Here is a 26,885-nt window from a genome sequence, read left to right on the forward strand (position 1 = left end):
TGTGCCAAGAGAAATCAGCCGCGTCGGGCTCCGATATCGGCCCCCGGCGCGGCGATTCTTCTATCGTCTCCAGGTATGGACAGCACTGCGCTGCGCAAGGAAATCGATCGCCGCCTCGAACCGTGGTCCGCACAATTGGGTCCCGATCGAGTCGCCTACACCAACCACGTTCTACGAGTCATCTCGCTCAGTGACCTGATCGCGAAGGGGACGGGACCGGCGCCGAGCGATCGCTCGGAGTTCCTGGCGGCGGGCGTATTCCACGATCTCGGCATCTGGACCGCGGGCACCTTCGACTACCTCGCGCCCTCGGAGGAGCTCGCCGGGCACTGGCTCGAGGGCAACGGCCAGAGCGAACTCACCCCGCTGGTCACCCGGATGATCGACCAGCACCACAAACTCCGTGCGGCGGGCGACGCCGACGACCCGGTGGAGATCTTCCGCCGGGCCGACGCCGTCGATGTGGAGATGGCGGTGCTGGGGCGCTTCGGTGTTCGGCGAGCCGCCTATCGGGATTTGACCGAGGAATTCCCGGATGCCGGATTCCATCGCCGCCTGCTCCAGCTCGGCGCGGAACGCATTCGCACGCACCCGCTTTCCCCGTTGCCCGTGCTCAAGTGGTGAGCGGTCCGAGAGCGCCGCGCTGAGGTGACGCCGCGCGGATCCGTTGCTCAGGACGGCCGGGTCGCGCGGAAGTAGGTGACGCGGCTGACGTGCCGGTAGACGCGGGAATCCACTTCCTCGCAATCGAATCCGGCCTTGCGCAGCAGGCTCGGGATGCCATCGCCGAGGTTGGCGGCCACATGCGGATTCTTCAGCATGCGGCGGGCACTGAATCCATCGGCGGCGGTGAGGTTTCCGCCGATATCCACCAGGTGCAGTTGCCCGCCCGGGCGCAGCACCCGGAAGACTTCCGCGGCCGTGGCCTCCTTCACCTCCGGGTCGAGGTGGTGCAGCATGAAGGCCGAGAGCACATGGTCGAAGCCGCCGTCGGGGAAGGGCAGCGCCTGACCGTACGCGCGCTCGTAGCGAAGCCCGTTGCGGCCTTTGCTCTTCCGCTCCGCGCGGGCCAGCGCCAGCGGATCCGGGTCGGTGCCGATCACCTGCGCGCCGGGCTGGATGTTCTTGGCGGCGATAGTGAGATTGCCCGTGCCACAGCCGATTTCGAGCACGCGATCACCCGGAGCGAGGCTAGCCTGGCGCAACAGCGCGCCGTGCACCTTGCGTACGCCGAGCGCCCGTGTCATCAGATCGTAGAAGGGCAGCATGCCATCGCGTCCGGCGGCCGGAAGATAGTCGTGCTCATTGCCCATGGCCTGCGAAAGCGGAGTATTTTTCGTCATGTTCTCCATGCTCGCCGGTTCGCGTTCACCATAATTGGGAGATTTTCGGTAGTACTGGGATTATCTTTGGCTCATGTCCGAGCGCGCGCACCCCATCCGATATCAGGCGGGCGTTCCGGTGTACCGCTACTCCGCCGACCCGGCGGTCCCGCCACTGTCGGTCATGCGCTTCACGGCCGAGATGCGGCCCGCGCACGGGGTGCCGCATATACACGACTTCCCGGTCCTGATGTACATCGACGCCGGAGCCGCGGACAATGACCCGCCCGCGGAATCCGGCGACGTGTACGTCGTCGCGCCGGGCGCGGTCATCGACGCGACGAGCCTGCGGCTGGAGAGCGCGGTCGGAGTGCTCTTCGACCCCGCGGCGCTCGGTGACGACGCCCGCACGCCCTGGCCGGTGTGGCGCTCGCATCCGCTGCTGTTCCCCTTCCTGCACGGCATCTCCAGCGGACTGCTCCGCCTGCGGGTTCCGCCGGAGCGACAACCGTTGTGGGAGTACACGATCGCCGCGATCGAGGCCGAGTTGGCCGCACGCCGCCCGGGATACCGCCAAGCCGCCGCCGCGCACCTGACCCTGCTGCTGGTCGATGTCGCCCGCCTGGCCGTCGATGTGGTCGGCGATCTGCGCCGCAGCAATGAGACCGTGCTGGCCGAGGCATTCGAGGTCATCGAAGAGCGGTTCGGCGAGCCGATCTCACTGCGCGATATCGCCCGCTCGGTCGGGCTCACCCCCGCCTACCTCACCACACTGGTTCGCCGCCGCACCGGGCGCACCGTGCAGGATTGGCTGATCGAGCGCCGTATGGCCGAGGCGCGGCGGCTGCTGACCGATTCGGACCTGTCGATAGCCGAGATCGCCAGGCGCGCGGGCATCGCCGATCCGGGCTACTTCACCCGCCTGTTCCGCCGCGAACACGGAATGACCCCGCGGGGCTGGCGCGAACGCCTGGATCCCGCAAGGTCATTCGGATGACGATCAGGAATTGTTGCCCAGGAATGACACCGCGTTCGCCGCACCCGCCACGGCGATATCGGGTTTGCCGTCGCGATTGAAATCGGCGATCACCGGCGTCTGCGGCTGACCGGTCACCGGATAGCTGTTGGCGGTGGTGAGCGTACCGTCACCATTTCCGTTGAATACCACGATCTTCGAACTCAATACCGCCGACATCGCCGCGTCGAGCGTGCCATTGTGATCGAAATCCGCGACCGCGATACTGGTCGGTCCGAGGCCGGACAGATTCACCCGATTCGTCTTCTTGAAACCACCCTGGCCATCGGAGATCAGCACGGTGGTGCTGAACGAGAACGAATCCGCGGTCACCACATCGTCGATGCCGTCACCGTTGAAGTCACCGGCCCGGACATCCTCGGTGATCAATCCGCTGGTGCTGGCACCGCGGCGGGTGAACCCGCCGTCGCCATTACCGGTGAACACCTCCACCTGTTGCAGCAGATCATTGTTCACGGCAATGTCGATCTTATTGTCGCTGTTGAACTTTCCGGTGGTGAACGCCGCCGCCGGTCCGGCGATGATCGCGGACGGACCCGACTTCAAGGTCCCGTCACCCTGCCCCAGCCAGGTCTGCACGCCGGTCGGAATCAGGCTCAGCACATCGGCTTTCCCGTCACCGTTGGCATCGGCGACGATGACCTCCTGCTGGGCGCCCTCCAGGGTGGTGTACTTCTTGCCCACCTTGAAGGTGCCGTCGCCATTGTTGAGGAAGACCGCGATCTGCGTCCACGCCTGCGCGACCACATCGGGCTTACCGTCGCCATTGAGATCGCCCGCCCCGATAGCGCCGTATCCGATGCCCACCGAGCCGACACGTTTTCCGGGCGAGAAACTGCCATCGCCCTTGCCCGCCATGATAATCGGGCCGTCCCCTTGGAAATCGGCGGCGACGATATCGGGCACCCCGTCCCCCGTGAAATCCGCCCCCACCATTCCGATCGGCGACGGTCCCGGCCCCCAGGACGGAAAGGACCCGCCCGAGGGCGAGTCGACTGCCGCCGCGAATTGAATACTGCCCGCCGCCAAGGCCGCTCCCGGTAGTACGAGAACAATGGCCGAGGTGACAGCGGAAATAGAGAGGAAGGCGCGCAAAGTGCGAAGTTGCATAGGTGTTCCTGATTCGCAGTAGCACCACCGTGTGGTGGTGGCCACGGACTTTAGGACAACCGCAACCGGCATTCTGACGGCTTCAACACTTTTCGGCCGATTGCCGCACTCGCGCGCATTCCCTAGTGCACTCCACCAAGGAAGCGCCCCGGCCTCACCGCACGCGGCGCAAAGCCTCCGGCGTCAGATCCGCGAGGGTCGGATACCCGTCCACGGCCATGATGAGGTCGGCCTCGGCGAGCAGCGTGCGCAGCACGTGGACGATGCCTTCCGCACCGCCGAGCGCCAAGCCGTAGGCGTACGGGCGGCCGATGCCGACCGCGGTGGCCCCGAGCGCCAGCGCCTTGATGATGTCCGCGCCCGACCGGATGCCGGAGTCGAACAGCACCGGCAGGCCCTCGGCCGCGGCGACCACATCCGGGAGCAGATCGATGGCCGGAATACCACCATTGGCTTGCCGCCCACCGTGATTGGAGCAGTAGATGCCGTCCACCCCGCCATCGCGGGCACGCCGCGCGTCCTCGGGATGCGAGATGCCCTTCACGATCAGCGGCAGTTTGGTGAGCGACCGCAGCCACGGCAGATCGGCCCAGGTGAGCGGATTCCCGAAGACCTGGATCCAGCGCAGGATCGCGGTCTGCGGATCCTCGGCGGGCGATTTCGCCAGACTCTTCAGGAAGACCGGATCGCTGAAATAGTTCGCCAGGCAGTGCCCGCGCAGCTGCGGGAAATTGCCGGTGGCCAGATCGCGGGGCCGCCAGCCCGTGACCCAGGTGTCCAGGGTGACCACGATGCCCTTGTACCCCGCCTGTTCGGCGCGCTCCACCAGACTGGCCGCGAGATCGCGATCGGTCGGGGTATAGAGCTGGAAGAACCCGGGGGTGTCACCCAATTCGGCCGCGACATCCTCGAGCGGATCGACCATGAGCGTGGAGGCCACCATGGGCACCCCGGTGCGGGCGGCGGCGCGCGCGGTGGCCAGATCCCCGTGCCCGTCCCGGTCGCAGATGCCGATCACACCGATGGGAGCCATGAAAACCGGTGCGGGCAGCGTCATTCCGAACAGATCGACCGATAGATCGCGCTGTGCCGCGCCGACGAACATGCGGGGGATAAGACCCCAGTGGTCGAAGGCGGTGACATTGGCGCGCTGGGTGCGCTCATTGCCCGCGCCGCCGGCGACATAGGACCACACCGATGGCGGCATGGCGGCCTGTGCGCGGGCCTCGAGTTCATCGAAGCTCACCGGGAACGCGGGCACCACGCCGCGCAGGCCGTTGAAGTAGATCTCGTTCTGATAGTCACCGAATGCCATGCCGCAGTCTCCAGCTCTCTCCGCATCGAGGGTCGTATCGATTGTGCGAGACTGAGCGATGCGGACGAGTATTTCGCAGGATGTCGCCAGGAAGACGGGTTCGAATGCAGGATGATGCCAGGCGCTTGAGCGAGGAAGACCTCGCGCTCATTCACGCCCTGCAACTGCGCCCGCGTGCCTCCTGGACCGAACTCGGGGGAGTGCTGGGGGTCGATCCGGTCACCGTGGCGCGGCGCTGGCAGCGGCTGGGCGAGCGCGGCGAAGCCTGGGTGTGCATGTCACCGGGTCCGGCGCTCTACGATCACGTCTGCGCGGCGTACGTCGATATCGATTGCGCCGCAGGGGAAACCGCGACCGTGGTGGCCGCGCTCGCCCGGCACCCGCATATGCTCACCCTGGAGCGCGCCGGTGGCAGCAATCGCATCTTCGCCACGGTCGCGACCCGGGATTTCGATCAGATGGCGCGCTACACCCTGGACCTGCTCCCGGCCGTCCCCCATATCGCCGCCATTCGCACCCAGATCGTCACGCACTGGTTCGCCGAGGGCGGCAGCTGGCGCATCGACGCCCTCGCCCCGGATCAGCGGCAGCGCCTGCGCACACCCGCCATAGCGGCCACCCGCGCGCACGACCGCCGCATCACCGAGGTCGACCGCGCCATGATGGGACAGCTCTCGCTCGATGGCAGGGCCTCGCACCGCGCGGTCGCCGCGGCCCTCGGCACCAGCGGGGCCACCGTGAAGCGGCGCATCGATGAACTCACCCGGCTCGGCATGCTGAAGTTCCGCTGCGATTTCGCGCGCCCGCTGGGCGGCTGGCCGGTGGCGGTCACCTATCGGGCGACCGCGCCCACCGCCGCGCTGCCCGAGATCGGATACGCCCTGATCCGGCTACCGCAGACGCGCAATTGCGCGGCCGTGAGCGGTACCCACAATCTCATTCTGCAGGCGGGACTGCACTCGGTCGCCGAGGTGACGCGATTCGAAAACCAGCTCACCACCGCACATCCCGGCCTGCTCGTCGCCGAACGCACTGTGACGCTGCGACATGAGAAACTGCTCGGCCGAATTCTCGACTCACACGGCCGATCCCGCGATATCGTGCCCCCCGATATCTGGGCCGACACCACTCGGTAGTTCGCGTTCGGATAATCCGCCGCACAGGTGATCACGCCGATCACGATCATCTCCGCTACGGCGAGCCCTTTTGCCGCCGCGACGGCGTTGGAACTGGTCAGTGTGCGAAACGCGAGTAGCGCACGGCTCGAACCCACTCTCACTCGCGCCCGATTCCCGCGACACACCTAATTGCTCGGGCGCTGGTCGGTAGGGTCGAAGGATCCACCAGCATTCGACTCGAAAGGCGTCGCTCATGCTCGCCGACCGATATGCCGCCGCATTCCACTCCGTTGATACGACCGCACTCTGTGACGCCGACAAGTCATTACGGGTGATGGACAGTGCGATTCGACCGCGTTCGGCGGGTATCGGAATCCTGGGACCCGCCTTCACCGTTCGCTGTCAGGACGACTTCTTCGGAGCATTGCGCGCCATCGAGGCGGCCGCGCCCGGCGATGTGGTCATCGTCGACGGCGGCAGCAGCGAAATTGCCCTCGCGGGTGAGCTTTTCGCGCGCGGTGCGCTGGTGCGCGGGCTCGGCGGCATCATCGTCGACGGCGGTTACCGGGATATCGGCTATGTCCGCGAATGCGAACTGCCCATCTACAGCCGCTTCATCACGCCCATGTCCGGTTCCACCACCGAACTCGGTGAACTCCAGGTGCGGGTCACCTGCGGCGGCGTGCCGGTGAGTCCCGGCGATATGGTGCTCGCCGATCAGGAGGGCATCGTGGTGGTCGAACCGGCCGCGCTCGACGGACTGCTGGCCGCCGCGGCGGCGGTGAAACAGGCCGAATCCCGTGTCATCGCGAAACTCGACGCCGGTGCGACCCTGAGCGATTGCCTCAATATCGCCGCGCATACCGAGGCGCTGGAGAACGAGTCCGAATCCGCGCTGACCTTCCTGGTCTGATCGGCCCGCCTACCGGGTCACCGCCCCCGAATCCGGTAGCCTGCCTCCGGTTCGATGATCTGTCCACGATTGGTCCGGAAATCCGAAAGACGGGGCACGATGAGCGGATTGGAAGTTTCGCGCGGCATAGCCGGTACGGCGGTCGCGGCAGCATGTCTGGCGGTGACGGTGGCCGTCATCGCACCGCAGGCGGGTGCGGCGGCGACGCCGAACCTGTCGGTCTCCATGTCGGGGGCGCCGATCGGGCCGGTCAAGGTGGCCTCGGTCGGCTGCGGGCAGACCGCGGTGGCCTCGGTGAAAATGGCGGACGGCACCCCGGTATCGCACGGGTTCGTCGAATTCACCAGCCACCTGCCGAATATGGGCGGCAATGTGGTGGGCACGGTGCCGGTCACCGACGGCACCGCCAGCATCTTCTGGGTTCCGGGTGTCGAGGGCACGCATACGGTGAGCGCGTTCTACTTCGACGATTCGTCGGATATGCGTCCCGCGGTCGGCCAGACCACCATCAACGCCGTGAACCTGAACGGTATGTGCGTCTGATTCGTACGACGGTTGCTCCGGCCCGAGTCACTGTGGGCCGGAGCGCTTTTCAACTCGCGTACAGGCCGATCACCGGTTTCCGGGACGGTTGCAGGGTGGCGAGCAGGGTGCGCACCACATCCTCCGAGACGGCTACGCAACCCGCCGTCGGCCTGCCGACGTCACCGTGTACGAAGAACGCCGAACCCGCGCCGGGCAGCGCCGGAAAACGGTTGTAATCGATGACCAGCGCGTGGTTGTACTGCGGCTCCGTGCGCCCCAGGTTCTCGCTCAGCGAGGTGTCGAACGGGCAGTCCGGGGAGGCGCAGCGGAAGCTCCGGTTGTACAGCGGACTTTCCACATCCGAGACCCACCACCAGGTATTGGATCGGTCGATCGCGATGTAGGGCAGCCGCGCCGCCGGATCCGGAATGCGGCCGAATCCCTCGGTCAATGCGAAAGTGCCCTTCGGAGTGAAGGACCGGCCCTCCGCGGCGAGTTCGGAGATCCCCTCCGCCCCGACCCACGCGGGCGTGGCAAAGCTGCGCTTCCAGTCCCGCAGGCGATTTCGCTGCCACAACTCCAGGGTTCCGCGCGCTGCACCGGCCGGGGCGGTCACCCACACCACCTGGGTGCCGGGGATCGAATCCGGATCGAATGGCGGCTTGTCCGTGGTGACGCGTGGCAAAAGCGCAACGCCGAGTCCAACGACGAATACCGCCATGATCCACCGCCCTGCTGTTCGAACGCCGATATCAGCCAATCGCACTCGAGTCCCCGGCTATATCGGCCGTCGGTGTCCAGCCTGACACGCTGAAATGCTCACCGCGCCGAAACAGATCCAATCCGGCATTTGTATAGGGGACCGTGTCCGGCGGAATCTCATCGAACCCGAACCAGCGCAGATCGGAGCACTTGTCCGGTTCGGCATTGAAGGGTTCACCGGACCAGCGATCGGCGTGAAAGAAGAATCCGACGCGGGCCTGCCCATCGGGCGGGAGATAGTGCACCGCGGCCGCCATGCGAATGTCCTTGCGGCGGAGACCTATACCGATCTCCTCGGCCGCCTCGCGAATCATCCCGGCTTCCAGATCCTCACCGGATTCCAGCTTGCCGGACGGCAGATTCCACAATCCGTCCGAATAGCCGGTATTCGCCCGCCGCGCGAGCAGCACCTCATTGCCGCGCGTCAGAATGAGCAGGACATCGACGTAGCTCGTATACGGCACAGGGCATCTCCGTTCACGGCGCGGCTCGGGGGTCGAGCGCGAAGCGGTGCAGTAGCTCATCGACCGCCGCTGCCGGTGCGGGCATACGGGCAATCTCCGAGCGAATGCGTTCGGCGGCATTACGATACGCGTCCCCGGTAAGCAGCAGGCTAACTTCCTCGGCAACGGCGGCCGGGGTGATCCGGTCCGGCGGCAGTACGCGCGCCGCGCCCGCCTGGCGGACGGCGGCGGCCGTGGGTAATTGGTCCGCGCCGCGCGGGGACAGCAGCAGGGGGATGCCGTGCGTGAGGGCGGCCAGGGTGGTGCCCGCGCCGGCGTGGCAGAGCACCGCATCGCAGCGGGGGAGTAGTGCGGCCAGCGACAACCATTGCGCGACATGAATATTGCCGGGTTGCGGGCCGATCGCAGCGGGGTCCGTATCGCTGCCGAGGGTCACGATGATGTCGGCGTCGAGGTGGGCGAGTCCCGCCAGCAGCGGACCGAAGGCCGCGGGCTGATTGAAGATCGGCACGGTGCCCAGTGATACGTAGACCACCGGCCGATCGCCCAGTCGGGTTGCCCAGTCCGGGAGTTCGTCGTCTTCGTGTCCCGGCACCGCCGGGCGGATCGGCAATGCGATCCGCTGCGCGGGGCCGAGATCGGATTGCAGGCTGGCGGGGACCGGATCGATATAGCCGTGCCGGTACAGGCCCGCGTACTCATCGGGTGTGAGACCGGATGAATGCCACAGCGGGGCAACCCATTCCGCCATCGCGGTGATCAAGTCGGGTTCGAGGAGCAGGCCGGTGCCGTACGTGACCGACGGAATGCCGAGCTCGGCCGCCAGCAGCGGCGCGGCCAGATCCACCGGTGCGTGCACGATCAGATCGGGGGCGAATCCCCGTGCGATCTCGCGTAATTCGGGCAGTTTCGCCGGTGCCATGACGCGGCTGAACATCACCGCGCCGATGCGCCACGGCTGCGTCCCGGCACTGAACTCCGGCAGGGTCACCGCCTGTGCCGCGGCGTCCGGTGCGTTCGGGCCGGCCTGTGCCGCCGGTAATCCGGCCGCTTCGACGCGGGGAATCAATTGCGGTGCGGTCGCCACCAGTACGTCGTGTCCGCGGGCGCGCAATGCGCGCGCCAGCGGGACCACGGGTGCGAAGACGCCTTCCATCGGAGTTGTCGAACAGAGCACTCGCATATCGCCGAACCTCCCTCAGCTATAGTGCACTATATAGTGAACTATAGATAGGATGGCAGGCATGTCAACCGCTCCCGCTCGCGGCGGTCGCCGTGCTCAGACGCGTCGTCGCATTGCCGAGGCCGCCGCCGTGCTCTTCGCCGAGCGCGGATACGGGGCAACCACGCTGCAAGCCATCGCCGATGCCGCGGGCGTACATGTGCAGACCATCTATCAGGCGTTCGGGACCAAGGTCGCGGTGCTCGCCGAGACGGCGGCGGTGCTGGTCGCCGGGCCCGATGAGGAGTCCTCGACGCCGCCGCCCGAGCGCAAATGGGTTCGGGAGCTCTTCGCCGAGCCCGATCCGGTCCGTCAGCTGTTCCTCTATGCCGTGCACATGCGCACTGTTTCCGAGCGGTACATGTCGCTGCTCGATGTCATGCGGGTAACCGCCGCGGTGGATCCCGAGGTGGGGGCCTTCCTGGCCACCGCCGAACGCGGCCGGTATGACGGTCCCGCCCACATCACGCCCGAACTGGCCGCCAAAGGCGCTCTGCGCCAAGATCTCACCGCCGAGCGTGCGGCGGACATCATGTACGCGCTCACCGCCTACGACGTCTACCGCTCGCTCATGGTCGACCGCGGCTGGTCCGCCACCGATACCGAGCGGTGGGTGGCGGCGACCTTGGCGTCGGCGCTGCTGGCTCCCGCCGCTCAGTAGGGAAGTGGCTTATTCGCCTCGACCCAGCCGCGCTCGATATCGGTACCGGGGAGCGGCGGGAACTGGCCCGCGATCATCCAGGTGTCTCTGGGTACTTCCGTGACGTTGAATTCGAGGTGCAGGCCGCGATCGTGGGTGTACGGGGCGATCAGGGCGTGCAGGCGTTCGGTCATTCGCTTGCGCATTTCGGGATCGTCGAGTTGGCGCGCCAGATGATCGATGGTGATGCGCACCGCCGGAATCGCCTGGCCGCCAACGTAGAAGGAGTCGGCCGGGATCTCGTGGAACAGCACCACCGCGTAGAACTCCGGCAGCCCGAAGCGGGCGTAATAGTCGGTGATGTCCTTGGCGAAGCTCTGCTTGTCTTCCGCCGTGAAAGTGTCGGCGGGATGATGGATATGCCACAGCGGCATGATGAATTCCTTTGAACGAAGGGGAATTTCAGCGACTGAACGGCAATGCGAGGCCCTCGACCGGCCCGGTCAGCGAAGCCTTGACGCTCCTGGTGAACTCATCCACCAGCACCTCCGCCGCACCCCGCTCCAGCCCATCGGCCACCGCCCCCGCCACTTCCGCCGGACTGATCTTCGGCGCACTGATCGCCTTCACCATATCGGTATCGGCGAACCCCAAATGCACCCCCAGCACCTGAGTTCCCTGCCCCGCCAACTCGATTCGCAGCGAATTGGTGATCGACCACAGCGCCGCTTTGGACGCCCCATAGGCTCCCGCCCCCGAACTCCACGACAGCACCGAATGAATATCCACCAGCGCCCCACCCCCGTTCGCCGCGAGTATCGGCGCGAACGCCCTGGCGATCAGCAACGGCCCGAAAACGTTCGTCTCGAACGTCTCCAGCACATCCCCCATCTCCCCGCGCAACAGCGATCCCGACCGCAAAACCCCCGCATTGTTCACCACAATCCCCACATCCCCCGCCCGATCCGCCACCGCCGCAACCGAATCCGGATCGGTAACCTCCAACTCCACCGCCACAACCCGCGAATCCTCACTAACCTCCGGCTTCCGAGCGGTCACATACACCTTCGCCGCCCCCCGCTCCAAAAACTCCCGCGCGAACGCCCGCCCCAACCCCCGCTGCCCGCCGGTCACCAATACGGTCGCACCCTCGATCGCCGTCATGTTCGCCTCTCCTACCTCCGGAAGTATCTGACTATACAAAACTATAGCCATCTATGGCGCGTGGCGCACCTGTTTCCTTCCGAGTGGATCAGGAGCGTGGCAGATCCAATGTCCCGAACCGATGCGCGGCCCAGATGCGCCGCGATCGATCCTCGGGCCCGAGCTGCCGAAGATGAGCAGGAAGTCCAGGCAGTGCGAGGCACCTGTTCGGAGTTGAAACTTCACCCCAGTTCGTAGATGTCAACGTCGGCCGAATCCTGACCCGTTCTGTCCGGCTCGGCGCGCCACAGTGCGCTGGCCTCCCCACTTACAGGTGCGAGGTGCGGCTACTGTGGCGAGAGCAGAGTGCGACTATGACGCAAAGCTGGTGATGGAGTGCCGCAGCCCTTTTCGCGTTCGAATCCGCTGAGTCTCGCCGTGCTGACGGTCCTGTGGAACGAGCCGATGCATCCCTATCGGATAATGCAAACCCTCGAACGCCAGCAAAAACACGACGAAGTTGGATTCACGATCGGTTCGCTGTACAACGTCGTGGACTCGCTCACCAAGTGTGGACTGATAGTCGCGGTCGGGGCCGAACAAGCGGGGCAGCGTCCACCCCGAACCGTATACGCCGTAACCGATTCCGGGATCGCGGAAGCGACCGCCTGGGTGCGAGAGCTGCTGGCGCATCCCGTCGCCGAGTACCCCAAGTTCATGGTCGGCCTATCGCTCCTGCCATTCCTGCCACCGGATGAGGCGGCGGATCTGCTGCGAACCCGAACCCGGCGTCTCGAATCGATCATCGACGCCGCGGAAACCTCGGTCCGCGAGTCCCCGGTCCCCGAGATACTGCTGATAGAGAAACAGTACGCAGCGGCGCTGGCCCACGCCGAGATCGATTTCATCCGCTCCCTGATCGACCGAATCGACTCCGGCTCACTGGCAGGCACAACAGCCTTCCGTGCACTCCACGCCCGCCTCGCCGCACGCGTCGACAAGCGCTTATCACCCACCGAAATCACTTTGCTCACAGTCGAACTAGGGCTGAACGGCGACGCTCTAGATGGGAGCTGAGGGGCTGACTGCGGCCCTAGTTGTCGGACCTACCCGGGATGCTGTGTTGCATGGGTGTGGGTGATGGGCGGGCGCAGCCGCCTCGGTTGCCGGGGGAGTTGATTGTGCGGTTGGTGGAGGCTCATTTTCGGGGGTCGGCGCATTTGCCGATGTGTCATGCGGATGATGTGTTGCCGCTGTTGCGGGGAGATGATCGCGAGTATCGGGCCGCGGCGGCGTTGTTGGAGGCTGGGAAGGTGTTCTATCCGTTGGGGTATGAGTCCTGAGGGTGGGTTAGGGGTGGTCGCGGGTTGAGTGGAAGTGGTAGGTGGTTACGGCTGCGGCGGTGATGGCGGCTGCGACCGCGGTGAAGATGACTTGGGGGTGGTCCAGGGTGTTGTCGCCTGCTAGGAGGCAGGAGGCGATGTTGATCAGCCAATGGCCGGTTGCGGCTATGAGGATGCGTTGGGGGATGGTGCCGGTGCTGAGGTAGCCGAGGATGGTGGCGAAGGAGAGGACGCCCAGGAAGAAGCAGAGGGCGGTTATGGGGCCTGCGGTGAAGGCTTGGACGTGCCATAGGGCCCAGGTGGTTCCGGTGGTGAGGATTGCCGCGAATTTGGTCAGGCGGGATTCGAGGAGGGGTTGCATGAGGCCGCGCCAGCCGGTTTCCTCGCCGAATGCGCCGATCAGTTGGAGGGGGATGAAGATCGCGAAAGGTACGCCGCCTACCGGGGCGGGGCCTACCGGGGCGGTGTTCGTGAGCAGCGCGGCTGCGGTGATGAGTAGGTAGAAGAGTGCGCAGGCTGTTACTACCGCCAGGAGGTTTTTGGCCAGTAGGCGGGAGGAGGCCGCCTGGGGGAGAGCGGCGGCGATGGTTTTTCTGAATATGAGCCAGGTTGTCAGCGCGCCCAGGGTGGGGCCGAACTGGACCAGGGACAGGGCGGCTGGGTCGATGCCCGAATGAGGTTGTGCCGCAAGCAGAGCGACCGAGGCGGTGAGGGTCGCGAGGATGTAGACACCCAGGGCGGACCATATCTTTGCGGCCGTTGGTGATCGCGGAACGCGGGCGGGGCCGGGGTTCGCGTTGCTGATACCGGTGGGGCTCACAGGCATCACCCTGGCAGGCGATATCCCATCGGGGGATCACCCTGGAGTACTGGATTTCGGGTGTGAACAGGGGACGCGACGCGAAAGCCGAGTCACCCTAAGGTGACTCGGCTTTCGCGGGGCTATTGATCGACGTCCGCCGTCGGGAGCCGGGTCGTCCGAAGACGACTCGGCTGTGCAGCGCTACCGTTTGACGGCTGCCGTCAGCGAGGGAGATCCGCCGCGGCGGCTTCGTCGAGCAGCCAGGTGGTGGATTCGGTGCCGATGGCACCGGCCGCCGGGATATCCAGGGGGGACGCGCCGTTCAAGGCCGCGGCTACCGCCGCGGCCTTGGCCTCACCCGCCGTGATGATCATGACGTGCCGGGACTTGCGGATGGCGGGGAGCGTCAGGGTGATGCGGGCCGCCGGGGGCTTGGGCGAATGAGTTTCCGCCACAACGAGATCGTGCTCCTCGCGGGTGGCGGCGGTATGCGGGAAGAGCGAGTTGATATGGCCCTCACCGCCCATGCCGAGCAGGTGGAGGTCGAACGCCCCGTGCTCGGCGAGGTGCGCGTGCACGGTGGCCGAGTACTCGCCGGTGGCTTCGAGAATGTCAGGATAGTCGCCACTGGAGGTCTCGGTGGGGTGCACGCGGGACGGATCCACGGGGACATGGTCAAGGAGCGCCTCGCGGGCCTGCAGGTCATTGCGCTCGGGATCGCCGGTGGGGACGAAACGCTCATCCCCCCAGAAGATGTCGAGCTTGGACCAGTCGATATCGCCCGGTGCCTTACGGACCCATTCGAGCAGCCCGATACCGGTACCGCCGCCGGTGAGGATCACCGAGGCGGACCCGCGCAGCCGCTGCGCCTCGACAACCTGAACCACGAAGCGCGCGGCGGCAGCCTGAACGAGTTCGTCCGGCCCGCTGAAGGTTTCGACGGTGGGCTTACTCATAGGTCACCTTCTCGATTCCGGTCAGCGCCTCGGCGTAGATCTCATCGGCGTCGAGGTGGCGCAGTTCCTCGGCGAGGCAGTCACGAGTTTCCCTGCGCGCCAAGGCGAATCGCTGATCCGGTTCGCCGGTGCGGGTCAGGGTGGCGGTACGACCGTGCTGCGGGCGGGCGATGGAGATCGACACCGAGGATCGGCGCATCTCCACCTTCAGCTCACCGGTCTTGCGCACCACCGGGCAATCCAGCCGGGCGGCCAGCCAACCCGCCAGCATGTCCAGCGCGGGCTCATCGCGCAGACCCGAAATCGTCACGGACTCAACGGCTTCGAACGGCGCCTCATCGAGCGCCGCAGCCAGCAGGGCCCGCCAGTACGTGATCCGGCTCCACGCCAGATCGGTATCACCGGTCGCGTACGAATCGCGACGCTTCTTGATCGTCTCCTGCGGATCCGCCGCGAACGTCGCATCGGTGATGCGCCGAGTCGCCAAGCGCCCCACCGAATCCTTGGACGGGAACTCCGGAGCCCCACGCGGCCACCACGCCACCACGGGGGTGTCGGGCAGCAGGAACGGCACCACCACACTGCTCTCGTGCGCCACCAGATCACCCTGCAACCGCAGCACGATCACCTCGGCCGCACCGGCATCCCCGCCGACCCGGATCTGAGCGTCCAAGCGCGTGCCCGCATTGCGGTCACCGCGTGCGAGAACTATTACCCGGCAAGGATGTTCACGCGAGGCGTCATTGGCCGCGTCGATCGCGTCCTCGGCCTCGGAGCTGTCCAGGGTGCACACCACCAGGGTCAGCACCCGGCCCACGGTGACCACGCCATTGGCCTCGCGCAGCTGAATCAGCCGCTTGGACACCTCGCGGGTATCGGTATCGGGCATATCGATGATCACGGTCGCCGCCATTCCCGCCCGCTGCGCGCGAGCATCTCGTCAGCGGATTCCGGGCCCCAGGTCCCAGCCTCGTACGGATCCGGTTTCCCGGTCGACGCCCAATGGTCGAGGACGGGATCCAGGATGTTCCACGACAATTCGACTTCCTCATTGACCGGGAAGAGCGACGGAACACCAAGCAGCACATCGAGAATCAGCCGCTCGTACGCCTCGGGGGAGTCCTCGGTGAAGGCTTCGCCGTAGCTGAAGTCCATATTCACATCGCGGACCTCCATGCTGGACCCGGGCACCTTGGACCCGAACCGCATGGTGATGCCCTCATCCGGCTGCACCCGAATAACGAGCGCGTTCTGCCCGAGCTCCTCGGTCATGGTCTGATCGAACGGCAGATGCGGTGCGCGCTTGAACACCACCGCGATCTCGGTGACGCGGCGGCCCAGGCGTTTTCCGGTGCGCAGATAGAACGGCACCCCCGCCCAGCGCCGCGTCTCCACGGCCAGGGTGATCGCCGCATAGGTCTCGGTGCGCGAATTCGGGTCGAAACCCTCCTCCTGCAATAGCCCCACCACCGGCTCACTGCCTTGCCACCCGGAGGTGTACTGCCCGCGCGCGGTCGTCTCGTCAAGCGGCTCAGCGAGTTTCGTCGCCGAGAGCACCTTGATCTTCTCGATCTGCAATTGCTTGGGCTGGAAGGACACCGGCTCTTCCATCGCAGTCAGCGCCAGCAGTTGCAGCAGATGGTTCTGGATCACATCGCGGGCCGCGCCGATGCCGTCGTAATAGCCTGCGCGCCCGCCCAATCCGATGTCCTCGGCCATGGTGATCTGCACATGGTCGACGTAATTGGCATTCCAGATCGGATCCCACAGCTGGTTCGCGAAGCGCAGCGCCAGAATATTCTGCACCGTCTCCTTGCCCAGGTAGTGGTCGATGCGGAAGACCGACGACTCCGGGAACACCCGATTGACCAGCGCGTTGAGATCGCGCGCACTCTCCAGATCGTGCCCGAACGGCTTCTCGATCACCACGCGCCGCCAGGCCGGAGCCTGTTCGGCCTGCGCCGGATTCGGTTGCGCCAGACCGTTCTTGGAGAGCCCGTCCAGCACGATCGGGAACTCGGTCGGCGGAATCGCCAGGTAGAAGGCGTGATTGCCGCCCGTCCCGCGATCGCGATCGAGATCCTTGAGCGTGGTGGCCAGCCGATGGAAGGCGGCGTCATCCTCGAAAGTGCCTTGGACGAACCGCAATCCCTCGCGCAGCTGCTCCCACACTTCCTCGCGGAAGGGGGTGCGCGCCGACGAGCTGACCGAATCCTTCACCAGGGTCGCGAATTCCTCATCGGAGAAATCGCGCCGGGCGAACCCGACCAGGGCGAAACCGGGAGGCAGCAGCCCCCGGTTCGCCAGGTCATAGATGGCCGGCAGCAGTTTGCGCCGCGACAGGTCACCGGTCACCCCGAAAATCACCATGCTGCACGGTCCGGCGATGCGGGGAACCCGGCTGTCCCGCCCATCGCGGAGCGGGTTCCCCTTCGTGACCGTTGTCGCCGCGCGGGCTGTCACCGTCAGTTTCCTCCGGCTACCTGGAGCTGCTCGGTCGTGGCGACCAGCAGTTCCTCCCAGGACTTCACGAATTTGTCGACGCCCTCGACCTCGAGCACACCGAAGACCTCGTCCAGGTTGACGCCGGCGGCGGCCACCTGATCGAAGATCTCCTGCGCGGCCGGACCGGTACCGGACAGCGTGTCCCCGGTGATCTCGGCATGATCGGCGGCGGCCTGCAGCGTCTTCTCCGGCAGCGTGTTCACCGTGTTCGGACCCACCAGCTCGGTCACGTACATGGTGTCCGGGTAGTCCGGATTCTTCACACCGGTCGAGGCCCACAGCGCCCGCTGCGCGTTCGCGCCACCGGAGGCCCGCAGCCGCGCGTACACCGAAGTGTGTGCGCCACCGTCGAAGACATCCTGGTAGGCGGCATAGGCCAAGCGCGCGTTGGCGATTCCGGCCTTACCGCGCAGCGCCAGCGCTTCCTCGGTGCCGATGGCCTCGAGGCGCTTGTCGATCTCGGAGTCCACCCGGGACACGAAGAACGAAGCGACGGAATGGATCTTGGCCAGATCGTGCCCGGCGGTCAGCGCGTTGGTCAGACCGTCCAGGTACGCGCCCATGACCGCGCGGTACCGCTCGACCGAGAAGATCAGCGTCACATTCACGCTGATGCCCTCGGAGATCACCCGCGTGATGGCCGGAATACCGGCCTCGGTCGCCGGAATCTTGATGAGCAGATTCGGCCGGTCGACGATCTTCCACAGCTCGATGGCCTGCGCCACCGTGCCGTCGGTATCGAACGCCAGGCGCGGATCGACCTCGATGGAGACGCGGCCGTCCTTACCGCCCGAAGCCGTGAACACGTCGGCGAAGATATCGCAGGCCGCGCGCACGTCATCGGTGGTGATGGTGCGAATCGCCGAATCCACATCGGCGCCGCGGGCGGCGAGCTCGCGCACCTGGGCGTCGTAATCGTGGCCCTGCGACAGCGCGCCCTGGAAAATGGTCGGGTTCGTGGTGACACCGACGACACTGCGGGTATCGATCAGATCCTGGAGGTTCCCGGACTTGATGCGATCACGCGAGAGATCGTCGAGCCACACCGAGACCCCGGCGGCCGACAGGGCCGCGAGGTTGGTGTTCTGCGTCATGGTGGCTTATCCCTTCACCTTGGTGAGCGAGCGGTTGGCGGCGTCGACCACAGCTTCGGTGGTGATGCCGAACTCGCGGAACAGCGTCTTGTAATCGGCGGAGGCGCCGAAGTGCTCGATGGACACGTTCTCACCGGCGTCACCGGTGAATCGGTGCCACGGCATCGCGATCCCGGCCTCGACCGTGACCCGCGCGCGCACCGACGGCGGCAGCACCTGATCCCGGTAGGCCTGATCCTGCGCGTCGAACCACTCCACACACGGCATGGACACCACGCGGGTGCCGACACCCTGTGCCTCGAGCGTAGCGCGGGCTTCGACCGCGAGCTGCAGTTCCGAACCGGTGGCGATCAGGATCACCTGCGGTGTGGCGGTGGATGATTCGGCCAGCACGTAACCGCCCTTGGCGACACCCTCGTACGAGGTGCCCTCCTGGATCGGCAGATCCTGACGGGTCAGCGCCAGCGCGGACGGGCCGTCCTGATGCGGGGCGTCGGCGGGCACGAAATGCGAATGCCGTTCGGAGGAGTCACGTTCCAGGATGGTGCGCCAGGCGTACGCGGTCTCATTGGCGTCACCCGGGCGCACCACGTTCAGGCCCGGGATGGCGCGCAGCGCGGCCAGATGCTCGATCGGCTGATGCGTGGGACCGTCCTCGCCCAGGCCGATGGAGTCGTGCGTCCACACGTAGGTGACCGGGGTGCGCATGAGCGCGCCCAGGCGCACCGCGGGGCGCATGTAATCGGAGAACACCAGGAAGGTGCCACCGTACGGACGCGTCGGACCGTGCAGCGCAATGCCATTGAGGATGGAGCCCATGGCGTGCTCGCGGACACCGAAGTGCAGCGTGCGGCCGTACGGGTTGGCCTTCCACATACCGGTGGAGATGTCCTCCGGGCCGAAGCTCGGGGTGTTCGGCATGGTGGTGTTGTTGGACTCGGCGAGGTCGGCCGAACCGCCCCACAGTTCCGGCAGCACCGGCGCGAGTGCGGCGAGCACCGCACCGGACGCCTTACGGGTGGCCATACCCTTCGGATCGGCGGGCCACGACGGCAGCGTCTCGGCCCAGCCCTGCGGCAGTGCACGGGTCTGCAGGCGATCGAAGAGCGCCTTGTTCTCCGGGTTGGCCGCGGCCCACGCGTCGAACTGATCCTGCCAAGCGGCCTTGGCGGCCTTGGCGCGATCGGCGACCTGGCTGCGGGTGTGCGCGATGACCGACTCGTCGACCTCGAAGTTCTTTTCCGGGTCGAAACCCAGGACCTTCTTGGTGGCGGCGACCTCGTCCTTGCCCAGCGCCGCGCCGTGCGCGCCACCGGTGTTCATCTTGGTCGGAGCCGGGAAGCCGATGATGGTGCGCAGCACGATGATCGACGGCTTATCGGTCACCGCCTGCGCGGCGGTGACGGCCTCTTCGATACCGATCACATTCTCGCCGCCCTCGACGACCTGCACATGCCAGTCGTACGCGCGGTAGCGCGCGGCCACGTCCTCGGTGAACGCGATGCGGGTGTCATCCTCGATGGAGATGCGGTTGTCGTCGTAGAAGACGATCAGATTGCCCAGCTGCTGGGTGCCCGCGAGCGAGGACGCCTCGGAGGTGACGCCCTCTTCCAGATCGCCGTCGGAGGCGATGACGTAGATGAAGTGATCGAACGCGCTCTCGCCCTGTGCCGCAGCCGGATCGAACAGGCCGCGCTCACGCCGCGACGCCATCGACATGCCGACCGCCGATGCCAGACCCTGACCCAGCGGACCGGTGGTGATCTCCACACCGTTGGTGTGCCGGTACTCGGGGTGGCCCGGGGTCAGCGAACCCCACTTGCGCAGGTTCACCAGGTCATCGAGCTCGAGACCGAAACCGGCGAGGTACAGCTGGATGTACTGGGTGAGGCTGGAGTGGCCGCAGGACAGCACGAAACGGTCGCGACCCACCCACTCCGGATCACTCGGATCGATGCGCATCACACGCTGAAACAGCGTGTACGCCAACGGCGCCAGGCTCATTGCGGTACCGGGATGGCCGTTTCCGGCGTTCTGCACCGCATCGGCGGCGAGGACACGGGCCGTGTCAACGGCCCTGGTGTCCATTTCGGACCAGTCGGTGGGGTGGTGCGGCTGCGTGAGGGCGCGGATGTCGTCTGTGACTGACACGACCGAGGTTCTCCTGACCTTCTCGTGAACACTGAGGTTGTCGGCGGGCTCGCTGGCGGGGGCGTGCGCGATGCGCCGACTCAATCATCCGACAGCGCACCGGACTAGCCACCACCCTAGAGGTGGCGGTTTCCGCTCCACGCGGGAACCCGCGTTCACCGGCCCACGTGTCGACGTTCGTGTCCTCGCGCGGACCCTTTCGTGATGCCCCGTAGACCCGATTTCGAACCGGTTTCGGTGCGTCCGGGCCGGACCTGGGCGAGAGCACGGTCGGCGTGGGTCTACCATGCTCTGTAGTAGTAGCCGCGCCGGCACAGTCATGTCTCCAAGGGGGATAGCAGAGCGCGCTGCTTTCCAGACCGGATCAAGTGCACGGCGTGCGAGGAGAAACAGTGCGGATTGGGCAACAGCCGGGTGGCGCTCACGGCTCCTCCGGGACGGTGCTGGCCGACCGCGTCACGGGTAGTGGACCGCTCGCCGCGGGCACCCGGCGGGTGCTGGCGTATATCGCGCTCACCAAGCCCCGGGTGATCGAGTTGTTGCTGGTGGCAACGATTCCCACCATGCTGCTGGCCGACCGCGGGCATGCGGATCTGCGGCTCATCCTGGCCACGCTGTTCGGCGGGTGGATGGGCGCGGCCTCGGCCAACACGCTGAACTGCGTGGCGGACGCCGATATCGACAAGGTGATGAAGCGGACCTCCAAGCGTCCGCTGGCACGCGAGGCCGTGCCGACGCGCAATGCCGCGGTCTTCGGCATCGTGCTCGGGCTCGGCTCGTTCGCGTGGCTGTGGTGGCAGGCGAACCTGCTCAGCGGTGTGTTGGTGGTGGCGACGATTCTGTTCTACGTCTTCGTCTACACCCTGGGTCTCAAGCGGCGCACCTCACAGAACGTGATCTGGGGCGGCGCGGCCGGATGTATGCCCGCGCTCGTGGGCTGGTCCGCGGTCACCGGCAATATCGGCTGGCCCGCCATCGTGCTGTTCCTGATCATCTTCTTCTGGACGCCGCCGCACACCTGGGCGCTCGCCATGCGCTACAAGGAGGATTACAAGGCGGCCGGCGTGCCGATGCTGCCGGTGGTCGCCACCGAGCAGGTCGTCACCAAGCAGATCGTCATCTACACCTGGTTGACCGTGCTGGCGACGCTGGCACTGGTTCCGGCGGCCGGAGCTATCTACGCGGCCGTGGCCATCGCGGCGGGCGCGTGGTTCCTGCTGATGGCGCACCAGCTCTACTCCGGGGTGCGCCGCGGCGAGCCGGTGAAGCCGCTGCGCCTGTTCCTCCAGTCGAACAACTACCTCGCCGTGGTCTTCTGCGGCTTGGCGGTCGACTCGGTCATGGGCTGGAACACCCTGGGCCACATCGCCTTCGGCTGACCCGCGACACCTCGAAACATCACCGCCGCCGGACCCCGTGTCCGGCGGCGGTTTTCGTTATTCGACGGCCTGACGCTCGGCAACCGAATTGAGGTATTTCAGTTCGGCTTTGAGTTCGGCGACTTCGGCGGCGCGCTCATCGCGGACCTCCTCCTGCTCGCGCAGACTGATCCGCAGGCTTTCGATCACATCGTTCACCGTGCTCAGCTTGCGATCGGCGCCCGCCAGCAGCCATTCCACGACATCGCGCCGATCGACCTCGCCACTGACATCCGACACCCACCGCACCGCGTACTCCACCCACTCCTGCGGCTTGGGCATCTTCTCCTCATCCCACCCCTTGCGCAGCGCGGTCTTGGTCGACAGGATCTTCTCCCCGTCCCCACCCTTGACCAGCGAATTCACATGCACCAGGCTAATTTTCCCCGCACTGGTCACCACCACCAGCAGCCGATACTTCCCAGCCAGATGCATCCGTAATTCCGCGGCCCCCCGCCCATCGGCGTCCATGGCCCCCAGCCACGGCCCCTCCGCCGCCTCGATAATCGACTCCAGAATCCCCAATTGCCCGATACCCCTGCGCAACCGCGTCGCCCGCTTGCGCAAATCCTCGGGCGTATCTCTCATCTGATCCCAGTGCATCGAACCCGCTCTCTCCTCACCAGCCCCAAAACCTGCACCAATGAAGATATATGCGGATTGCCTCTCAACCCGACAGCGACGGCTGCCGGGTGCCGGAGATCAGCGGCTCGGGCGCGCTACTTGGGCGGGAACTGGCCGTTGGCCTGAACCGTGGTGCCGCTGAGGGTGAAGGTCACCGTGCTGGGGCCGCCTTCGGGGCAGCAGAGGGCTTCATTGCCTTTGAGCCAGCGGTAGTCGACGGAGACGGCGGTGCGGGTTTTGCCGGTGACGCTGGTGTAGCCGTAGGGCTGGGAGGTGGCGGTGCCGAGGTAGGTGCCGTTGGTGAAGAAGAGGATGTGGGTGTAGGGGTGGATATTGCCTGACGTGGCTACCAGGTAGGACAGGACGCCGGCGCAACCGTCCGCTATCGCGTCGTTGCTGCCCGACTCGACCTGCCAGGGGCCGGAAGCGGTTGCGGCGAGGCGGTTCAGGGATGTGTTGGCGAGTGCGGAGTTGACGTCGAAGCAGAGGCCGTGGCCGCTGCCGTTCGGGGCGGCGACGGTGGTCGCGGGCGGGTTGTTCGGTGCGGGGCTTTCGGTGATGGCGGTGCCGGGCGCGGTTTCGGTGCTGGCGGGGGTCTGCTGACCGGGTTGCGTGCCGGGCTGTTGGGACTGGTCGGCCGGTTGTGTCGCCTTGGTGGGCTGGGTCGCGGCGGAGGTGGATACCGAACGGGAGGTGGAGCTCGCACCGCCGGAGTCCGTTGTGGTGGAACCGCATCCGCTCAGCAGCAACGCCAGTCCAGCGGCGAGTACGGCCGTGGTGGTTTTCATGTGATCCCCTCGAAGTTGGTCCGGCAATCATCCGGAGAACAGCGTCCTCGCCGCATATGCCAACCCTGCCGGTGGCATTCGGATCGTGATCTCGATTATCGGGAGAACTACTTGGTCATCGGACCGGCTACTTGTCCTGTTATCCGCAGGACCCCGGCGGGTCTGCCCAAAGATCCTGTGCCCCAAGAAATATGGGCATAGAGAGGAGTTTTGGCGACCATCCGGCAACGCCAGCTGAACGCTTGGTTGAGAACCGCCTGGTCTGCGATTCCCTTCCGCTGGAACCCGACTCGCCGCATCAGGAGTACACCCGTAGCAAACACTATGAGGGACAATGCGTTATCCAGCGGCGTGACCGATACCAGTGACCGATGAGGGTTGGGGACCGAAACCTTGGGCGTGACGTACGAACAGGCGCGGCAGACCATTCGGGCGTTCTTCGAGTCCGATTGGCGTTGGGGCACATTCTGTCTCGACGACCGGACCATCACCGAAAACGATGAGATGTACGTGTTCAACGTGGGAGCGCGCGAATACCTGGTCGAACGGGACCGCGCCTACGCCATCCTCGCCGGTATGCCCGTGGTCTACAAGGCGGACGGCCGCCTGGGCGCATGTGCGTCCGCGCAGGTGGCCACCGACGCCACGGTCCGCTCCCGCCCCAATCCCAATCCGACCCTGACGATCACCGCCGAACCCTGATCAGGAGGCCGTGAGCAGGGCGTGGAGTTCCGCCGCGCTCGCCAGCAGGGCCCTGGACCGCGCCCGGATGGTCGCCTCCCGGGCATCCAGACCCGTGAGCACATCATCACGGCGGCGCGCCGCGCGCAGCTCCGGCATCAACCCCCGCACCAGCGTGATCCCGTATCCGGCCAGTCGCAGCTGATGCACGATCCGGGCCGCACGCACATCCTCCGGGGAGTAGGTGCGCGCCCCGGTGCTGCCCCGCCCCGGACGCACCAATCCCATTGCGTCCCAATGCCGCAGCGTCGACGGCCGAATCCCCAGCGCGTCGGCCAACTCGGAGACCGTCATCGCATCCGAGTCGTGCACCTGCGCGACCGGCTCCGCGCTGATGAACCGGACGGCCGCCTTGGCGGCGGCAAGATCCCGCCGCTCCCGATCGAGCCCGGCATGCGCCGCATCCAGCAGCTCAAGCAACGTCACCTCGGGATCCGCATGCGCCGCCCGCATGATCCGCTTCGCCTCTACCGGCCCGGTCCCTGCCGCGAGAGCTCGATACGCTCGCGCCGAAAGCACATGCGACCGGTCATAAACCCGATACCCGGCCGCGGTTCGCCCGGCGGGCGGCAACACACCGTCACGTTCGAGATTCCGCACCTGCTGTACGGAATACCCCGCCAGCCGCCCCACCTCCGCGGTGCGCAACACCCCCGAGTGGAGACCTGTCACACAGTCACCTGCCCATTCTCGGCGAAACCCTCCACAAGCAATTGAATGTAACGCTAGAACCCATGACCATCGACGAACTCATCACCCTCCTGGATTCCCTACCCGGCACCCTGCGCCTGTCACCCGCCCCCGGCGACCCCGCCTACCCCGAAATCTCCTGGGGCGACTCCTTCGTCTACTACGCCCCCAACGCCGAAATCCCCACCGCAACCCAACCCTTCGCAACCATCGTCACCAAGGACTACCCCGACGACAATTCCTCGAACCTGAACCGCCCCAACACCTTCCGCCTCAACATCCACGCGGGCCGAGAATCCTTCACCACCCACCTGGGCTACCCGCCCCGCGACTCCTCCGCCCACCCCACCGACCCGAGCACCCTCGACTCCCTGATCCCACACCCCACCTACGCCAGCGCGGGCTGGCTCTCGGTCCTCAACCCCGGCCCCCGAACCGACCCCGTGATCGCCGACCTGCTGCGAACGGCATACGACCGAGCCCGCGCCCGATACGGCCGGAATCGCTGATCTCCGCACGCGCGAGTTCGGGTGCACCTCAGTTGTTTTCGTCGCCAGTGCCGCGTTGATCGTGGTGTGGCACGGTGGGCCCATGAAGAATGATTCGAGATCTGACGCCCAGGCGTTCGCGGCGAAGGCGCATGACGGGCAGTTGTATGGGGCGCGGCCGTATACCTATCACCTGGCTGCTGTCGGGGCGGTGCTGCGTGAATTCGGGGTCACCGATCCGGAGTTCGGGGCGGCGGCGTGGCTGCATGACGTGGTGGAGGATACCGGGGTCGGGATCGAGGAGATCGAGAGCGAATTCGGGGCGCGGGTGGCGGGGCTGGTGTGGGCGGTTACTGGGGTCGGGGAGACGCGTAAGGAGCGGAATGTCAACGCTTACGGGAAGATTCGGGCTACGCCGGAGGCGGTGAAGCTGAAGTTGGCTGATCGGATTTCTAATGTGCGGGCGTCGGTCGCGAGTGAGCCGCGGTTGTTGGAGATGTACAGCGGTGAGTACGCCGGATTCCGGGAGCAGTTGCATGGACTGCTCCCGGAGGATCCGGTGGTGCGGGAGATGTGGGCGCGGTTGGACGAATTGCTCGGCTGGACAGACTGATTCGAGTCGAGCGTGACCGGACGATCCCGTAGGGCTCAGGTGTTCAGCAGGGCGGGGATCGGGAGGGTGTTGGCCCAGTCGCGGGCCATGTCCCTGGGGCGGATATCGGTGGAGGAGTCGTGGCGGGCGTGTTCGCCGATCTGGATCGCGCCCAGGGCGGTGAGCTTTTCGGCGGCTATTTCGCCGCCGCGGTTGAAGGTGTCGCCGTAGATGATGTCGCCGAGACCGAAGACGGCGAAGCGCAGGCCGGTCAGGTCGGGGACGGTGGCGTCGAGGGTGTTGAAGAAGGGTTCGGCGCCGGTGGGGAGTTCACCGTCGCCGTACGTGGAGCAGACGATGATGTGGAAGTCGGCGACGTCGAGATCGGCCGGGTCGAAATCGGTCATATCGTAGACCGAGACGTCGTGGGCGGTGAGTTCATCCGCGATGGCTTCCGCGGCGTTCTCGGCCGTGCCCATTTCGGATCCGAACAGAATGACTACGCGCACGCAAAGACTCCCTTCAATGTATGTAAGCCAAGCCTAACCTACATTGAAGGGCGGGAGAGTTGTCAGCAACCCGGCTGCATCGGGAAGCACGGGGGAGCGATGGTGGTCTTGGGGATGGTCGGGTCGGTGGTGGTGGTCGCGCCGCTGCTGCTCGACGGGCGATGCACCGCGGAGGTCTGCTGGCCGGGGGCGGGCTTCTCATCGGTGTGGGTGGTGCGGCCGGTGCACATGGCGGCCACCGCCAGCACCAGCACCACCAGGATCAACCCGAGCAACACCGGGAGATCCTTGCGGCGGCGCGGACGCTGCGCCACCTGACCCTGGTTCTGCTGATTCGGCCAGAGCGGGAAGCCGGGGGCCGCCGGTTGTGAGGGTGCGGCGGAATAGCTTGCCTGCGGATGGGATTCGACCGGGGGCGGGCCCTGCTGAACCTGTTGCTGACGCGGCGGTGGATTGCCTTGCGGGCCGACGGGCTGCGGCGGCCGGGGCTGTTGCGGCGGCGGACCCTGCGGTGCGCCCTGCGGGACATTGGGGCGCGGTTCGTGGGGTTCGGAGGATCCCGTGACGGCGCGGTAGGCGGCGGCCGCCGCGGCGGCTCCCGCGACACCCGCGCC

General features: G+C 66.2%; 29 protein-coding genes and 1 pseudogene. 11 read left to right on the top strand and 19 right to left on the bottom strand.

What is annotated here, in order from left to right; translation table 11 throughout:
* Positions 1-75 precede the first annotated feature (75 nt).
* Complete coding sequence (locus AB0L82_RS08220) at positions 76-624, top strand: HD domain-containing protein (protein ID WP_364632636.1); 549 nt, start codon at positions 76-78, stop codon at positions 622-624.
* A gap of 47 nt (positions 625-671) precedes the next feature.
* On the opposite strand, the gene AB0L82_RS08225 is transcribed toward AB0L82_RS08220, so the two are convergent.
* Positions 672-1,343 (bottom strand): class I SAM-dependent methyltransferase, encoded by a 672-nt coding sequence (locus AB0L82_RS08225; protein WP_364632638.1) that lies wholly within the window; start codon positions 1,341-1,343, stop codon positions 672-674.
* Between the two features lie 73 nt (positions 1,344-1,416).
* Here AB0L82_RS08225 and AB0L82_RS08230 point away from each other — a divergent pair, with 73 nt between their 5' ends.
* Positions 1,417-2,319 carry an AraC family transcriptional regulator gene (locus AB0L82_RS08230; protein ID WP_364632640.1) on the top strand — a complete coding sequence of 301 codons (903 nt, stop codon included), beginning with the start codon at positions 1,417-1,419 and terminating at the stop codon, positions 2,317-2,319.
* A 3-nt stretch (positions 2,320-2,322) separates the two neighbouring features.
* Here AB0L82_RS08230 and AB0L82_RS08235 read toward each other — a convergent pair whose 3' ends face one another.
* Both AB0L82_RS08235 and AB0L82_RS08240 read right to left on the bottom strand, forming a co-directional pair.
* Entirely contained in the window at positions 2,323-3,468 is a 1,146-nt protein-coding gene (locus tag AB0L82_RS08235; RefSeq protein WP_364632642.1) for a VCBS repeat-containing protein, read from the bottom strand.
* A gap of 154 nt (positions 3,469-3,622) precedes the next feature.
* The gene (locus AB0L82_RS08240) at positions 3,623-4,783 is read right to left on the bottom strand and encodes an alpha-hydroxy-acid oxidizing protein (protein WP_364632644.1); all 1,161 of its coding nucleotides are present in this window, start codon (positions 4,781-4,783) and stop codon (positions 3,623-3,625) included.
* Between the two features lie 125 nt (positions 4,784-4,908).
* On the opposite strand from AB0L82_RS08240, the gene AB0L82_RS08245 reads away from it, so the two are divergent.
* The 3 genes from AB0L82_RS08245 to AB0L82_RS08255 all read left to right on the top strand — a co-directional run bounded on the left by AB0L82_RS08245 (position 4,909) and on the right by AB0L82_RS08255 (position 7,357).
* Entirely contained in the window at positions 4,909-5,919 is a 1,011-nt protein-coding gene (locus tag AB0L82_RS08245) for an Lrp/AsnC family transcriptional regulator (RefSeq protein ID WP_364632646.1), read from the top strand.
* A gap of 235 nt (positions 5,920-6,154) precedes the next feature.
* The gene (locus AB0L82_RS08250; protein WP_364632648.1) at positions 6,155-6,814 is read left to right on the top strand and encodes an RraA family protein; all 660 of its coding nucleotides are present in this window, start codon (positions 6,155-6,157) and stop codon (positions 6,812-6,814) included.
* 99 nt (positions 6,815-6,913) lie between these two features.
* A complete protein-coding gene (locus AB0L82_RS08255) occupies positions 6,914-7,357 on the top strand; it encodes a hypothetical protein (protein WP_364632650.1) in 444 nt (147 codons plus the stop codon).
* A gap of 49 nt (positions 7,358-7,406) precedes the next feature.
* Here AB0L82_RS08255 and AB0L82_RS08260 read toward each other — a convergent pair whose 3' ends face one another.
* The 3 genes from AB0L82_RS08260 to AB0L82_RS08270 are packed head-to-tail and all read right to left on the bottom strand — an operon-like array spanning position 7,407 to position 9,748.
* On the bottom strand, positions 7,407-8,060 hold the full coding sequence (locus AB0L82_RS08260) for a L,D-transpeptidase family protein (protein ID WP_364632652.1): 654 nt from the start codon (positions 8,058-8,060) through the stop codon (positions 7,407-7,409).
* A gap of 31 nt (positions 8,061-8,091) precedes the next feature.
* A complete protein-coding gene (locus tag AB0L82_RS08265; RefSeq protein WP_364632654.1) occupies positions 8,092-8,565 on the bottom strand; it encodes an NUDIX domain-containing protein in 474 nt (157 codons plus the stop codon).
* A 13-nt stretch (positions 8,566-8,578) separates the two neighbouring features.
* Positions 8,579-9,748, bottom strand: a complete 1,170-nt coding sequence (locus AB0L82_RS08270) for a glycosyltransferase (RefSeq protein ID WP_364632656.1) — start codon at positions 9,746-9,748, stop codon at positions 8,579-8,581.
* Between the two features lie 61 nt (positions 9,749-9,809).
* Between AB0L82_RS08270 and AB0L82_RS08275 the strand changes: the two genes are divergently transcribed.
* Positions 9,810-10,448, top strand: a complete 639-nt coding sequence (locus AB0L82_RS08275; protein ID WP_364632658.1) for a helix-turn-helix domain-containing protein — start codon at positions 9,810-9,812, stop codon at positions 10,446-10,448.
* On the opposite strand, the gene AB0L82_RS08280 is transcribed toward AB0L82_RS08275, so the two are convergent.
* Together AB0L82_RS08280 and AB0L82_RS08285 are read right to left on the bottom strand one after the other, a co-directional pair.
* Positions 10,442-10,861: a tautomerase family protein gene (locus tag AB0L82_RS08280; RefSeq protein WP_364632660.1), complete on the bottom strand. Its 420-nt coding sequence runs from the start codon at positions 10,859-10,861 to the stop codon at positions 10,442-10,444. The two genes, AB0L82_RS08275 and AB0L82_RS08280, sit on opposite strands and share 7 nt — an antisense overlap.
* A gap of 28 nt (positions 10,862-10,889) precedes the next feature.
* Positions 10,890-11,591, bottom strand: a complete 702-nt coding sequence (locus AB0L82_RS08285) for an SDR family oxidoreductase (RefSeq protein WP_364632662.1) — start codon at positions 11,589-11,591, stop codon at positions 10,890-10,892.
* 375 nt (positions 11,592-11,966) lie between these two features.
* Here AB0L82_RS08285 and AB0L82_RS08290 point away from each other — a divergent pair, with 375 nt between their 5' ends.
* Complete coding sequence (locus AB0L82_RS08290) at positions 11,967-12,647, top strand: PadR family transcriptional regulator (protein ID WP_364632664.1); 681 nt, start codon at positions 11,967-11,969, stop codon at positions 12,645-12,647.
* A gap of 273 nt (positions 12,648-12,920) precedes the next feature.
* Here AB0L82_RS08290 and AB0L82_RS08295 read toward each other — a convergent pair whose 3' ends face one another.
* The 6 genes from AB0L82_RS08295 to tkt all read right to left on the bottom strand — a co-directional run bounded on the left by AB0L82_RS08295 (position 12,921) and on the right by tkt (position 20,421).
* Positions 12,921-13,733, bottom strand: coding sequence for a type II CAAX endopeptidase family protein (locus AB0L82_RS08295; protein WP_364632666.1), 813 nt, complete (start codon positions 13,731-13,733; stop codon positions 12,921-12,923).
* 203 nt (positions 13,734-13,936) lie between these two features.
* Positions 13,937-14,671, bottom strand: a complete 735-nt coding sequence (pgl, locus tag AB0L82_RS08300; RefSeq protein ID WP_364632668.1) for a 6-phosphogluconolactonase — start codon at positions 14,669-14,671, stop codon at positions 13,937-13,939.
* Complete coding sequence (opcA, locus tag AB0L82_RS08305) at positions 14,664-15,572, bottom strand: glucose-6-phosphate dehydrogenase assembly protein OpcA (protein ID WP_364632848.1); 909 nt, start codon at positions 15,570-15,572, stop codon at positions 14,664-14,666. Before opcA ends, pgl begins: the two co-directional genes overlap by 8 nt.
* Positions 15,569-17,140, bottom strand: coding sequence for a glucose-6-phosphate dehydrogenase (zwf, locus tag AB0L82_RS08310; protein ID WP_364632850.1), 1,572 nt, complete (start codon positions 17,138-17,140; stop codon positions 15,569-15,571). The genes opcA and zwf overlap by 4 nt, the downstream gene beginning before the upstream one ends.
* The gene (gene tal, locus AB0L82_RS08315) at positions 17,137-18,270 is read right to left on the bottom strand and encodes a transaldolase (RefSeq protein WP_364632670.1); all 1,134 of its coding nucleotides are present in this window, start codon (positions 18,268-18,270) and stop codon (positions 17,137-17,139) included. Before tal ends, zwf begins: the two co-directional genes overlap by 4 nt.
* Before the next feature lie 6 nt (positions 18,271-18,276).
* Positions 18,277-20,421: a transketolase gene (gene tkt, locus AB0L82_RS08320; RefSeq protein WP_364632672.1), complete on the bottom strand. Its 2,145-nt coding sequence runs from the start codon at positions 20,419-20,421 to the stop codon at positions 18,277-18,279.
* Positions 20,422-20,861: 440 nt separating this feature from the next.
* On the opposite strand from tkt, the gene AB0L82_RS08325 reads away from it, so the two are divergent.
* Positions 20,862-21,800 (top strand): heme o synthase, encoded by a 939-nt coding sequence (locus AB0L82_RS08325; protein WP_364632852.1) that lies wholly within the window; start codon positions 20,862-20,864, stop codon positions 21,798-21,800.
* 57 nt (positions 21,801-21,857) lie between these two features.
* Here the strand turns inward: AB0L82_RS08325 and AB0L82_RS08330 are convergent, their stop codons facing one another.
* Entirely contained in the window at positions 21,858-22,427 is a 570-nt protein-coding gene (locus AB0L82_RS08330) for a hypothetical protein (protein ID WP_364632674.1), read from the bottom strand.
* A 131-nt stretch (positions 22,428-22,558) separates the two neighbouring features.
* Positions 22,559-23,251 (bottom strand): LppP/LprE family lipoprotein, encoded by a 693-nt coding sequence (locus tag AB0L82_RS08335; protein ID WP_364632675.1) that lies wholly within the window; start codon positions 23,249-23,251, stop codon positions 22,559-22,561.
* Between the two features lie 399 nt (positions 23,252-23,650).
* On the opposite strand from AB0L82_RS08335, the gene AB0L82_RS08340 reads away from it, so the two are divergent.
* Positions 23,651-23,953 (top strand): hypothetical protein, encoded by a 303-nt coding sequence (locus tag AB0L82_RS08340; RefSeq protein ID WP_364632677.1) that lies wholly within the window; start codon positions 23,651-23,653, stop codon positions 23,951-23,953.
* On the opposite strand, the gene AB0L82_RS08345 is transcribed toward AB0L82_RS08340, so the two are convergent.
* Positions 23,954-24,664: a MerR family transcriptional regulator gene (locus tag AB0L82_RS08345; RefSeq protein WP_364632679.1), complete on the bottom strand. Its 711-nt coding sequence runs from the start codon at positions 24,662-24,664 to the stop codon at positions 23,954-23,956.
* A 62-nt stretch (positions 24,665-24,726) separates the two neighbouring features.
* Here AB0L82_RS08345 and AB0L82_RS08350 point away from each other — a divergent pair, with 62 nt between their 5' ends.
* Both AB0L82_RS08350 and AB0L82_RS08355 read left to right on the top strand, forming a co-directional pair.
* Positions 24,727-25,191 carry a DUF6194 family protein gene (locus AB0L82_RS08350; RefSeq protein WP_364632681.1) on the top strand — a complete coding sequence of 155 codons (465 nt, stop codon included), beginning with the start codon at positions 24,727-24,729 and terminating at the stop codon, positions 25,189-25,191.
* Positions 25,192-25,273: 82 nt separating this feature from the next.
* Positions 25,274-25,783: an HD domain-containing protein gene (locus AB0L82_RS08355; protein ID WP_364632683.1), complete on the top strand. Its 510-nt coding sequence runs from the start codon at positions 25,274-25,276 to the stop codon at positions 25,781-25,783.
* Positions 25,784-25,818: 35 nt separating this feature from the next.
* Here AB0L82_RS08355 and AB0L82_RS08360 read toward each other — a convergent pair whose 3' ends face one another.
* Both AB0L82_RS08360 and AB0L82_RS08365 read right to left on the bottom strand, forming a co-directional pair.
* Positions 25,819-26,271: a flavodoxin domain-containing protein gene (locus AB0L82_RS08360; RefSeq protein WP_364632684.1), complete on the bottom strand. Its 453-nt coding sequence runs from the start codon at positions 26,269-26,271 to the stop codon at positions 25,819-25,821.
* Positions 26,272-26,333: 62 nt separating this feature from the next.
* Positions 26,334-26,885: pseudogene (locus AB0L82_RS08365) on the bottom strand (hypothetical protein); the annotation flags it as partial.

It is taken from the genome of Nocardia sp. NPDC052001, assembly GCF_040680615.1.
Taxonomy (GTDB): Bacteria; Actinomycetota; Actinomycetes; order Mycobacteriales; family Mycobacteriaceae; genus Nocardia.